This window comes from Brevibacterium sp. (genome assembly GCF_031179145.1).
Taxonomy (GTDB): Bacteria; Actinomycetota; Actinomycetes; order Actinomycetales; family Brevibacteriaceae; genus Brevibacterium.
The window spans coordinates 111,186-122,888 of sequence record NZ_JAPSIB010000001.1; the positions used below are offsets into that span (position 1 = coordinate 111,186).

Here is an 11,703-nt window from a genome sequence, read left to right on the forward strand (position 1 = left end):
ACACTAGCTCACCCGTCAGCGCCTGAGCCATGTTCGCTGTGCCGAAACGGTCACATGTCCTCTCGCCCGGCCTCGCGCAGCCCGACCGCGATCAGTCGACGGTGACGAAGTCGATGAGCTCCTCGACCCGGCCCGACAGGGTCGGTTCGACATCGGCGATCGTCGTGACCTTGCCGAGGATGCGCACCCACCCCCGCGCGACGTCCTTGTGATCGGCGTGCGGCCAGCCGATCCGTCGCAGGATCCCCGTCTTCCAATCCTCGCCCCGGGGCACGACGGGCCACTGACTGATCCCCACGACGTGCGGTTTCACCGCCTGCCAGATGTCGACGTAGGGGTGACCGATGATGTGGACGACCTCGCGGTACCTCGGATCACGGCGCACCGCCTCGGCGATCTTCGACTCCTTGGTCCCCGTGACGAGATGGTCAGCGAGGATCCCGACTCGATGATTTTTGTCGGGGGAGAACTCGGCGAGCTTGTCGGCGACGTCGTCCAGGCCGCCCAGAGGTTCGACGACGACTCCCTCGATCCGCAGGTCATCGCCCCAGATCTTCTCCACGAGCTCCGCATCGTGCTTGCCCTCGACCCAGATCCGCGAACCGCGGGCCACTCGCGCCTTGGCTCCGGCCACCGCCCGCGAACCAGATGCGGTGCGCCCTGGTGCGGCCTTCTTCTTCGTCGGCAGACGCAGGTCGACGGGTTCGCCCTCGAGGAGGAAGCCCGGTCCCAGGGGGAACGCCCGCACCGATCCGCGCCGGTCCTCGAGGTTGACGACGACGCCGGCGGTGGTCTTCTGCGCGCCCACGACTGCGCCCACGTAGCCGCTCATCGCATCTTCGAGGACCATCCCGAGCTTGAGTTCGACGGGCACGGACTTCTTCGGGCGGTGGGAGGCCGACGAGGTCGCGGAGAGCACATCGGATCCATAGCGATCAAAGGTATTCACATCGGCTCACCCTAGCCAAGGCCCGAGCCGCGGCGACGCTGACCCGCGGGGGAAGCGCGAAAGTGAAATCGAAAACGAAGGAGAGTAGAATTGGCACTCAGGAATCGCGAGTGCCAGGCCGCGGGCATTGCGGCCGGGCGTCAATGAGGTGGGGAGGGACAGATGAACGAGAGCAGACGCGCACAGGTGCTGCGTGCGATCGTCGAGGACTTCGTCGCCACCAACGAGCCGGTCGGCTCGAAGGCGATCGTCCAGCGCCACACTCTCGGCGTCTCGCCCGCCACGATCCGCAACGACATGGCCGCCCTCGAACAGGAGGGCTACATCGCGCAGCCCCACACCTCGGCGGGCCGCATCCCGACGGATCTGGGCTACCGCACCTTCGTCGATCACCTCGAGGAGTTCAAGCCGCTGAGCCAGGCGGAACGACGAGCGATCTACCAGCTCATCGACGGCACCGCCGATCTCGACGACATGCTCGATCGCACCGTCCGCGTGCTCGCCGGCCTCACCCACCAGGTCGCACTGATCCAGTACCCGACCGTCTCGACGGCTCGGATCAAGCACATCGAGGTCGTCGGCTTGGCGCCGAATCGGGTCCTCGTCGTCCTCATCACGGATGCCGGCCAGGTCGAGCAGAAGATCGTCTCGACCTCCGACCATCTCGACGAGGACGAGCTGCGCGGCGTCCGCGACCGGATCAACTCCGAGTTCTCCGGGCAGAAGCTCTCCCGCGTCATGGACTCGGCGGGACCAGGCACCGGCGGCGGCGACTCCGCGGATGACGAGTCCGGGGGGCCGGACAGGGGCCTCGCCGAGGTGCTCTCCAGCGTCCGTGCGGCCGTCTCCGACCTCGTCGTCGCGACCAGGGAAGAGCGCATCATCATGGCAGGCACCGCGAACCTCGCTCGGTCGGGCCGGGAGTTCGGGGAGAAGATGGCCCCCATCCTCGAAGCCTTCGAGGAACAGGTCGTCCTGCTCAGGCTGCTCACCTCGATGGCGGAGGACCAGGCGGAGATCAGCGTCCGCATCGGTCGTGAGAATACTCACGAATCGTTCAGTTCGACATCCCTCGTGGCTGCGGAATATGGTCAGGATTCGGGTTCAACCGCCCGTTTGGCCGTGCTCGGCCCGACCCGGATGGACTATCCGACGACGATCTCCGCAGTCCGAGCGGTCGCGAAGTACGTGTCCTCGGTCCTCGACAAGGGCTGAGGCCGCCGATCCCTTTGCGGCCCTGCCGCACCTCATGCACCTCAATCACCACGCACATGAACCATCCACACCACCAGGGAGAGAGAAGTTTCTGTGGCCGATCACTATGAAACACTCGGAGTGTCCAAGGACGCTTCGGCGGCTGAAATCAAGAAGGCCTACCTGAAGCTGGCCAGGAAGTACCACCCTGACGTCAACCCTGGACACGGAGACGAGTTCAAGGCCATCTCGCTGGCCTACGACGTCCTCTCCGACCCGGAGAAGCGGCGCAACTACGACATGGGCGGCGGCGAGAACGGGCAGGGCTTCCCGTCCGGCGGCTTCGGCGGCTTCGGCGACATCTTCGAGACGTTCTTCGGTGGCGGCGCAGGCTCAGCCGGCGGTCCCATCCCACGCACGCAGCGAGGCAAGGATGCCCTCGTCGGCGTCAGCGTGGACCTCAAGACCGCGGCCTTCGGCGGCACCGTCGACCTCGATGTCACCACCGCCGTCGTGTGCGAGACCTGTCATGGCGGCGGTACCCAGGACGGCACCTCGGTCGAGACGTGTTCGCTGTGCCACGGCTCGGGCAGCATCCAGAGGATGACCCGCACCCTGCTCGGTCAGATGGTGACCAACCAGACCTGCAACAACTGCCACGGCTTCGGCACCGTCATCCCCAACCCCTGCCTCAACTGTCAGGGCGACGGCCGGGTCCGCAAGCAGCGCACGATGAAGATCCGCGTTCCCGCCGGCGTCTCCGACGGCACCCGGATCCAGCTCTCGTCCCAGGGCGAGGTCGGACCCGGCGGTGGGCCCGCCGGCGACCTCTATGTCGAGGTGATGGTCGCCCGTCACGACGTCTTCCAGCGCGACGGGGACAACCTGCGCGCGTCGATCTCCGTCCCGATGACGGCCGCGGCTCTGGGAGCGGAGATCCCGTTCGAGACCTTCGACGGCACTCAGAACCTCGCCATCGACCCCGGAACCCAGTCGGGAACCATCGTCAAGCTGGCCGGTCTCGGCGCCAAACGGCTGCGTTCGGACACCCGCGGGGACCTGCTCGTCACCGTCGAGGTTCTCACCCCGGAGAACCTCGGTGAGGAAGAGCGCGAGCTGCTCCTGCAGCTGGCGAAGCTGCGCGGCGAGGAGACTCCACGGGCTCAGATCACCTCCCACAACCGGGGCATGTTCTCCCGGATGCGTGAGAAGTTCGCAGGTCGGTGAGCCTCCCCGTCTTCTTCGCCCCGGAAGCCGCTCAGGCGGTGACCGGAGCGACGCTGACCCTCGGCGAGGAGGTGGCCGGCCACGCTGTGCGCGTGCGCAGGATCGGCCCCGGCGAGGAGCTCGAACTCGTCGACGGTGAGGGCACCCGAGTGCGCGCGACGGTGACCTCCGCCTCGGCGCACGAACTGCGCGTCGACGTCGCCTCTGTCAGCCGGTCGGAGGCGACTTCGCCCCGGCTGGTGCTCGTCCAGGCTCTGGCCAAGGGCGACCGTGATCTGCAGGCCATCGAACAGGCCACGGAGATCGGCGTCGACGAGGTGGTGCCCTGGGCCGCGGCACGCTCGATCGCGGATTGGCCCGAGAAGAAGCGGCACAAGATGGCCGCGAAGTGGGAGAACCTGCTCAGGGCAGCATCCCTCCAGGCCCGCCGGTCCCGTTTCCCCCTCCTGCACGACCTCGCGCGGGGCACCCGCCTCACCTCGTTCCTGACCGAGACCGACCGCGTGTTCGTCCTCCACGAGACCGCCGCACTCAGGCTCTCGCAGGCACTCGCCGCGGCGGACCTGCCACTCGCTTCGCCCGGCGCCGAGACCGCTTCGGCCAGGGCCGAGACCGCTTCGCCTGCTGCTGAGTCGGTCATCGAGCGCATCGTGCTCGTGGTCGGGCCCGAAGGCGGCATCTCCGACGCCGAACTGGAGGCACTGAGCTCAGCCGGCGCCACTCCGGTGCTGCTGGGGCCGACGATCCTGCGATCCTCCTCGGCGGGCCCGGCCGGGCTCGTCATGGCGCAGTGCGCACTCGGGCGGTGGTGACCGCGTTTCCCTCACATCTGCCGGTGACGAAGTACGATAGTGGCAGAGTGCAACCCATATGCAAAGGATCATCCTGAACACCTCCTCCCACCCCACGAACTCCGAGACCCCTGAGACCGAATCCTCGGACCGGGCGACACCGGCGGCCGATGCCGTTGCGGCCGACGACACCGTGCGTCTCGTCATCCCCGACTCGATCGACCTGGTCGAATTCTTCGGGCCCGGCGAGTCGAATGTGCGGAAGCTCGAACGGGTGTTCCCGAGCCTGGATCTGCACGTGCGGGCCAACCAGGTGCAGGTCAGCGGAGACCCGACCGAGGTCGCCCGTTTCGTCAGCCTCATCGGTGAGCTGAAGAAGCTGCACGGCTCCGGCCACCGCATCGACGAGGAGACGATCGACCGGGTGTCGTCGTTCTCCACCGAGGGCAAGGCCGCCTCGGCGGTGCTCGGAACGAACATCCTCTCCACCCGGGGCAAGTCGATCCGGCCCAAGACCATGGGCCAGCACGACTACGTCAAGGCGATCCGCAATCACACGATCACCTTCGGAATCGGACCCGCGGGAACGGGCAAGACGTACCTGGCGATGGCCATGGCCGTCAACGCCCTCCAGCACAAAGAGGTCTCGCGGATCATCCTCACCCGCCCCGCCGTCGAAGCCGGCGAGCGATTGGGCTTCCTCCCGGGGACGCTGAACGAGAAGATCGACCCCTACGTCCGGCCGCTCTACGACGCCCTGCACGACATGGTCGACCCCGAATCCATCCCGATGCTGATCGAGACCGGCACGATCGAGGTCGCTCCCTTGGCGTACATGCGCGGACGGACCCTCAACGACGCCTTCATCATCCTCGACGAGGCGCAGAACACCACGGGTGAGCAGATGAAGATGTTCCTCACCCGGCTCGGCTTCGGTTCGCGGATGGTCGTCACCGGAGACGTCTCGCAGATCGATCTGCCCGGCAACACCCGCAGCGGGCTCAAGGTCGTCCAGGAGATCCTCGACGGCATCGACGATCTCCAGTTCTGCTACCTCGGCAGCAAGGACGTGGTCCGGCACTCGCTGGTGACGAAGATCGTCGACGCCTACGACCTCTGGGGAGCTGCGAAATGAACACCGAGATCTCGAACGAGACCGACGCCGTGATCGACCTCGACGAGGTGGTCGCACTGACGGAGTACCTCGGCGACGCCCTGCACATGCACCCGGGCGCCGAACTCGCGGTGACGATGGTCGATGCGAAGGCGATGGAGGAGCTGCACATCAAGTGGATGGACCTCGACGGTCCCACCGATGTCATGTCCTTCCCCATGGACCAGCTGAGCCAGGGGCGTGAGGACGCTCCGACGGAGGGTCAGATGGGTGACATCATCATCTGCCCCGAGGTGGCCGCCAAGCAGGCCGCCACTGCCGGACATTCGACGATGGACGAGATCCTCCTGCTCACGGTCCACGGCTTCCTCCACCTGCTCGGTTACGACCATGGAGAGCCCGAGGAGCGCGCGGAGATGTTCGCACTCCAGCGGCACCTGCTGCTGACGTTCTTCGCCGCCCGCTACGACGGGCGCACCGACATCCCCGCACCCACCGAGGTCTGAGGCGTGCTCTGGCTGTTCCTCGGCGCGGGCCTCTGCCTCGTCGTCGCGGCGGCCCTGGCCGCCGTCGACTCAGCGCTGCTCAACGTCTCCCACAATGCGATCGAGGAGGCGAAGGAGGAGGGCCGCAAGTCGGCGCTGCGGGTCGAGCGGATCCTGGCCGACCTGCCGACGAACATCAATGTCGTCATCTTCGTCCGGCTCTTCCTCGAAGCCCTGGCCACTGTGCTCATCGTCCTCGCCTACGGGTCGATCCACACGGTGGGACCGGCTTTGGTGATCCTCGCGGTCCTCACTTCGTCGATCGCCGTGTTCATCGTCGCCGGCGTCTCTCCGCGCACGATCGGGCGGAGGCGATCCCTGGCGGTGTGCCTCAACCTCGGCTGGTTCGTGTCCATCCTGCTCGTCGTGCTCAAACCGCTGACGACGGTCCTCGTCTGGCTGGGAAACCTCCTCACCCCGGACCGGGTTTACAAGGACGGGCCGTTCGTCACTTCGGATCAGCTGCGCGACCTCGTCGAGAGGGCGAGCGAGTCCGATGTCATCGAGGACGGCGAACGCGAGATGATCCAATCCGTGTTCAACCTGTCCGAGACCTCGGCCAAGCAGGTGATGGTTCCCCGCACCGACCTCGTCACCGTGATCTCGGGGACCCCGCTGCACAAGGTGATGAACCTGTTTCTCCGCTCCGGCTTCTCCCGGATCCCGATCAGCGGTGAGGACCTCGACGACATCGAGGGAGTGGCGTACCTCAAGGACGTCGCCCGCCGGCTCCACGTCCACCCCGAGGACGCCGAGCGCCCCGTCGACATCCTCGCCAGGAGCGTGCTGTTCGTGCCCGAGACGAAACCCGTTGACGAGCTGCTCGCCCAGATGCAGGTCGACTCGACCCACCTGGCGATCCTCGTCGACGAGTACGGCGGGACCGCCGGCCTCGTCACGATCGAGGACATCGTCGAGGAGATCGTCGGGGAGATCGAGGACGAGTACGACACCAGCGACGATGAGCTCGCCGAAGCCGAGGACGGCAGTTTCATCATCAGCACGAGGATGTCGATCCAGGACTTCGCCGAGCACTTCGACGTCCGCATCGACTTCGACGACGTCAACAGCGTCGGCGGGCTGCTCACGAAGCTCATCGGCCGCGTGCCCATCGCCGGCTCGACCGCCCGCCTGGAGGGCCTGCGCATCGAGGCCCTGGAGGGCCAGGGCCGTCGCCACCGCATCACCCACGTTCGCGTCACCAAGGAAGAGGACTGAGATGGAATTTCGCACGGACTACCCCGAGGACTTCCGGGCCGGCTTCGCCTGCTTCGTGGGTCGCCCCAACACCGGCAAGTCGACGCTGACGAACGCTCTGGTCGGGGAGAAGGTGGCGATCACCTCGGCGAAGCCCCAGACCACCCGGCACACCATCCGCGGGATCGTCCACCGCGACGACCACCAGCTGATCGTCGTCGACACCCCGGGCCTGCACCGTCCTCGGACCCTGCTCGGGTCACGGCTCAACGACCTCGTGGCAGCGACCCTGAGCGAAGTCGACGTGATCGGCTTCTGCCTGCCGGCTGATGAGCCGATCGGCCCCGGCGACAAGTACATCGCCTCCCAGCTCGAGTTGCTCGACGGGCGGACCCCGATCGTCGCCATCGTCACGAAGGTCGACAAAGTGTCCCAGGAGCAGGTCGCCGAGGCGCTGCTGGCCGTCGGTCAGCTCGCGAACTTCGCCGACGTGGTTCCGGTCTCCGCCGTCGACGGGTTCCAGGTCGAGACGGTCGACACCGTGCTGACCTCGTACCTGCCGAAGTCGCCCCCGCTCTATCCCGAAGGAGAGCTCACCGACGAACCCGAAGAGGTGATGATCGCCGAGCTCGTCCGCGAAGCCGCCCTCGAAGGCGTCCGGGACGAACTTCCGCACTCCCTGGCCGTGCAGGTCGAGGAGATGTACCCGCGGGAGGGCCGCAGCGAGGACAATCCGCTGTGGAACATCCACGTCAACCTCTACGTGGAGCGGTCCAGCCAGAAGGCGATCATCATCGGCAAGGGAGGCAGCCGGCTCAAGGAGATCGGCTCGGAGTCCCGGCGCGGGATCGAGGCGCTGCTGGGCACCAAGGTGTTCCTTGATCTGCACGTCAAGATCGCCAAGGACTGGCAGCGCGATCCGAAGCAGCTCGGTCGGCTGGGCTTCGACTTCAGCTGAGGCGGTTCCCGGGCCACTGGGACGCGGCTTGCCCGGTGCGGTTCCCGGGACACTGGGACCCGCGGTTCTCGGGCCTGCCGGCTCCTGCAATAGACTTGGGCGAGTGAATGCCCAGCAGACTCTGATCGCACTCAGCGAACGCCATCCGCAGGTTGCGCCCGACGAACTCATCGCGGGCCTCGTACCGCCCCCGCAGTTCCACGACGTGTCCTTCGCGGGCTACCGCACCGATGATTCGGAGCCGTCCCAAGCGCGGGCGCGCAACAAGCTCGAGGAGTTCGTGGCGGACTCCCGCTCGGGAGGGTTCTTCTCGAAGCTGTTCGGGAAGGGCCAGGACGGGCCCAAGGGCGTCTACCTCGACGGGGGCTACGGAGTGGGTAAGACCCACCTGCTCGCCTCGGCGTGGCATGCAAATGAGAAGCCCGCGACCTTCGGAACGTTCGTCGAGTACACGAACCTCGTCGGGGCGCTCGGCTTCGCGCGTGCCCGCGATGACCTGTCAGGGATGAAGCTCGTGTGCATCGACGAGTTCGAACTCGACGATCCGGGCGACACAGTCCTCATGTCGCGGCTGATGCGTGAGCTCACCGACGCCGGGGTCAAGATCATCGCGACCTCCAACACTCTGCCGGGGGCGCTGGGGGAGGGCCGATTCGCCGCTCAGGACTTCCTGCGGGAGATCCAGGCCCTGGCGGACCAGTTCGAGGTCTTCCGCATCGACGGCCAGGACTACCGACAGCGGGCGCAGAGCGAGCCGGCGCCGCCGGTCCCCGCGGACGAGCTCGACGAGAGGACGGCGGAACTCGACGGCGTCGTGGCCCGCGACGACTTCGCGACCCTGCTCGCCCATCTGGCGACGGTCCATCCCTCCCGCTACGGGCGAATGGTCGACGGGGTCGACGCCGCGATCTGGGAGAACGTCGAGACCATCGAGGGGGAGAACGTGGCCCTGCGGTTCGTCGCCCTCGTGGACCGGCTGTACGACCGGGATGTGCGGATCGTCAACTCCGGCCAGGCTCTCGACAAGATCTTCACCCCCGAGGCGATCTCGGGCGGGTACCGGAAGAAGTACCTGCGCTGCCTCTCGCGCCTGACCGCGCTGTCGTCGAAGGACTGACCGCGCTGCCGCCCGCACCGGACGAGTGTCGTCGCAGCACGTGCGAGACGGCAGTGTGCCGAACCGAAGCACCGATCGCCCCGGCGGTCGGTTCTTCGCATCAGAGGTCGCTTCGCCTATTGCAGTTCGAGGCGGCGCAGGACTTCGAGCTGCGGAACCCAGTGCGGCAGGCCGAAGATGCTGATCGCGGCCCAGACGAGAACCGCGATGAAGACGGCGGTGACCCCACCCATCGTCCAGCGCACCCACACCGGCTGGGCCACGACCCAGTGGGACCATTTCTCCACATTGGTGCGCACGAAGTGCAGCACGTGCCTGGCCCAATGGAACTCTGTCGAGATGATGAACAGCCCGATGATGACGGTCAGCCAACCCGGACCCGGCAGGGGGACGAGTGCGAGTCCGATGAGAACGACGAAGGCGCCGAGGAGGGCGACGCAGAACCGGTAGGCCAGCGCCGTGTGCGGCTTCGACATGATGAGCCCCCTCCACCTCAGGAACGCGAGGCGGAGCTGTCTCCACGACCGACGGCCGTGCTTGTGATGGCGCGAGAGCCACCCCTTCGGCCGCTTGTTCTGAGGACTTCCGTTCACCTGACCAATATAGGTCGATCCACCTGAAAGCTTGATTTCAACGTGTGAGCACGATCACCCCGTTCTGATTTTGCGTCAGCGCCGACCTCCGTATAGAGTTATATCTCGTTGCCAGGGAAACCAGGCAGCGAAACGCGGATGTGGCTCAGTTGGTAGAGCATCACCTTGCCAAGGTGAGGGTCGCGGGTTCGAGTCCCGTCATCCGCTCGGAGGCGTCATGGCACTGCCTTGGCGGTGGCGTGGCCGAGAGGCGAGGCAGCGGCCTGCAAAGCCGTTTACACGGGTTCGAATCCCGTCGCCACCTCAGATCTTCCAGCGGAACACTGTTGGGAGTCAGCGCGATTGGCGCAGCGGTAGCGCGCTTCCTTCACACGGAAGAGGTCACTGGTTCGATCCCAGTATCGCGCACAGGGACCCTTGTGGTTCCGGTGCAACAAATGAATAGAGCGCGATTGGCGCAGCGGTAGCGCGCTTCCCTGACACGGAAGAGGTCACTGGTTCGATCCCAGTATCGCGCACAGTGGAAACCCCGGGCTTCGGCTCGGGGTTTCGTGCATTCACGCAATCCACGGCACAGGGCGTTCACTTCGCAAGGCGCATTCCCGCCCGGGCGCGGCCCGACCTGTGTCAGAACTGCAACGTGGACAGCATGCGATAACGAGCGAACTTGATAGTACGCTGGGAACAGCAATCGTCACCATAGACTTCGGAGCCCTCATGTCAACTCCTCAGAATCCCTATGAGCCGAATCGCGGCTCGGGGGATCAGAACTCCAACGATCAGCCTTCGAGTTCTCCTTCGCACTCGGACGGCAACCAGGGCAACGGCCAGACCGGTGGCTCGCAGCCGCAGTACGGGGGCTCGGACCAGCCGACTCGCTCGTACGATTCGAATCAGCACCAGGAGCCGACCCAGCAGTACGGTTCGCAGCCGCAGTACGGCTCCGCTTCCCCCTACGGTTCGCAGCCGAACTACGGCGGGGGCCAGAATGATTCGCAGGGGTACGGCCAGAACTCCTATGGTCAGAATCAGTACGACCCCAACCAGTACGGCGGGAGCTATGACCCGAATCAGGGTGGCTACGACCAGAACCAGTACGCTCAGCAGCCTGCCTACGCAGGAGCGGGAGGGTCCTCCGACCAGTTCGTCCCGGCCAACCCCAATGCGGCGTACGGCTCCTACCCTCCCGGAAGCATGGGCGGGAACACCTCGAAGAACATCTGGGGGATCCTCGCGCTCATCGCCGGCATCATCGGCATCGTCCTGTCGTGGGCTGTCTTCGGTGCGCTCTTCGGCATCGCCGGCCTGATCTTCGGTTTCATCGGCCTCGGCGCCGTGAAGAAGGGTCTCGCCACCAACCGGGGCATGAACATCTGGGGAATCATCCTCAGCGCGGTGGCGCTCCTCCTCTCGATCATCTTCCTCATCGGTTACATCGTCTTCGGCGCCTGGGTGTTCAATGAGGGATCGAAGGCCATCGAGAGCAGTTCGCCCTCGGCCCCGGCACCTGTCGACCCGTCCCAGCCGGGATTCGAATCGCCTCCGGGCTCCGAAGCCGCTCCTGCTCCCGTCGAAGGCGGCGAGGTCGAGATCGGCACCGACATCACGGCCGCTGTCAGTGTGAAGTCCGGCAAGGCCGGTCAGTACGCGGCGGGTGCCGAGGCGACGAACGGCGAGATCGCGATCGTCACGATGACGATCAAGAACAACAGCAGCACCGAGCTCGATCTGATCCTGGCGAATCTCACTGCCGAGAACGGCAGCGGGGCGACCTACCCGGACGTCTTCGATGAGAAGTACTCCGGCACCCTGGCGTTCGCTGACCCGGTGCCGGCGGGCGGAGAGGCGACCTATGAACTCGCCTACGCTGTCCCGACTTCCGAGATCGACCAGATCCACCTCAAGTTCTCCCTGCTCGACGACCTCGGCAAGGGCACGGAGTTCGAGTTCAGTAAAGCAGCCTGAACCCCGCAGGACCGGCTTGATGCATCACACCTTCTGGGTGGCAGTCGTGAGAC

Annotated in this window: 11 protein-coding genes and 4 tRNA genes; 13 read left to right on the forward strand and 2 right to left on the reverse strand. The window is 66.0% G+C overall.

The annotated features are described in order from the left end of the window. Positions 1–91: 91 nt before the first annotated feature. Entirely contained in the window at positions 92–949 is an 858-nt protein-coding gene (locus RIT73_RS00475) for a DUF3097 domain-containing protein (RefSeq protein WP_309130086.1), read from the reverse strand. A gap of 162 nt (positions 950–1,111) precedes the next feature. Between RIT73_RS00475 and hrcA the strand changes: the two genes are divergently transcribed. From hrcA to zapE, 8 genes are all read left to right on the forward strand, one after another. Next, positions 1,112–2,164, forward strand: coding sequence for a heat-inducible transcriptional repressor HrcA (gene hrcA / locus RIT73_RS00480; protein WP_309130087.1), 1,053 nt, complete (start codon positions 1,112–1,114; stop codon positions 2,162–2,164). 93 nt (positions 2,165–2,257) lie between these two features. After that, on the forward strand, positions 2,258–3,370 hold the full coding sequence (dnaJ, locus tag RIT73_RS00485; protein ID WP_309130088.1) for a molecular chaperone DnaJ: 1,113 nt from the start codon (positions 2,258–2,260) through the stop codon (positions 3,368–3,370). Beyond that, complete coding sequence (locus tag RIT73_RS00490; RefSeq protein WP_309130089.1) at positions 3,367–4,182, forward strand: 16S rRNA (uracil(1498)-N(3))-methyltransferase; 816 nt, start codon at positions 3,367–3,369, stop codon at positions 4,180–4,182. The genes dnaJ and RIT73_RS00490 overlap by 4 nt, the downstream gene beginning before the upstream one ends. A gap of 58 nt (positions 4,183–4,240) precedes the next feature. Next, positions 4,241–5,296 carry a PhoH family protein gene (locus RIT73_RS00495; RefSeq protein WP_309130090.1) on the forward strand — a complete coding sequence of 352 codons (1,056 nt, stop codon included), beginning with the start codon at positions 4,241–4,243 and terminating at the stop codon, positions 5,294–5,296. Further along, a complete protein-coding gene (gene ybeY, locus RIT73_RS00500) occupies positions 5,293–5,781 on the forward strand; it encodes an rRNA maturation RNase YbeY (RefSeq protein ID WP_309130091.1) in 489 nt (162 codons plus the stop codon). Before RIT73_RS00495 ends, ybeY begins: the two co-directional genes overlap by 4 nt. 3 nt (positions 5,782–5,784) lie before the next feature. Then, positions 5,785–7,038, forward strand: a complete 1,254-nt coding sequence (locus RIT73_RS00505; protein ID WP_309130092.1) for a hemolysin family protein — start codon at positions 5,785–5,787, stop codon at positions 7,036–7,038. 1 nt (position 7,039) lies between these two features. After that, entirely contained in the window at positions 7,040–7,975 is a 936-nt protein-coding gene (gene era, locus RIT73_RS00510; protein ID WP_309130093.1) for a GTPase Era, read from the forward strand. Positions 7,976–8,078: 103 nt separating this feature from the next. Continuing rightward, a complete protein-coding gene (gene zapE, locus RIT73_RS00515) occupies positions 8,079–9,092 on the forward strand; it encodes a cell division protein ZapE (protein WP_309130094.1) in 1,014 nt (337 codons plus the stop codon). A 116-nt stretch (positions 9,093–9,208) separates the two neighbouring features. Here the strand turns inward: zapE and RIT73_RS00520 are convergent, their stop codons facing one another. After that, the gene (locus tag RIT73_RS00520) at positions 9,209–9,568 is read right to left on the reverse strand and encodes a PGPGW domain-containing protein (protein WP_309130095.1); all 360 of its coding nucleotides are present in this window, start codon (positions 9,566–9,568) and stop codon (positions 9,209–9,211) included. A gap of 251 nt (positions 9,569–9,819) precedes the next feature. Between RIT73_RS00520 and RIT73_RS00525 the strand changes: the two genes are divergently transcribed. The 5 genes from RIT73_RS00525 (at position 9,820) to RIT73_RS00545 (ending at position 11,650) form a co-directional block, all read left to right on the forward strand. Continuing rightward, a tRNA-Gly gene (locus RIT73_RS00525) sits at positions 9,820–9,892 on the forward strand. A 26-nt stretch (positions 9,893–9,918) separates the two neighbouring features. Further along, positions 9,919–9,989, forward strand: a tRNA-Cys gene (locus RIT73_RS00530). Between the two features lie 32 nt (positions 9,990–10,021). Beyond that, a tRNA-Val gene (locus RIT73_RS00535) sits at positions 10,022–10,093 on the forward strand. Between the two features lie 38 nt (positions 10,094–10,131). After that, positions 10,132–10,203 (forward strand) — tRNA-Val (locus RIT73_RS00540). Positions 10,204–10,402: 199 nt separating this feature from the next. Then, positions 10,403–11,650, forward strand: coding sequence for a hypothetical protein (locus tag RIT73_RS00545; protein WP_309130096.1), 1,248 nt, complete (start codon positions 10,403–10,405; stop codon positions 11,648–11,650). Positions 11,651–11,703 lie beyond the last annotated feature (53 nt).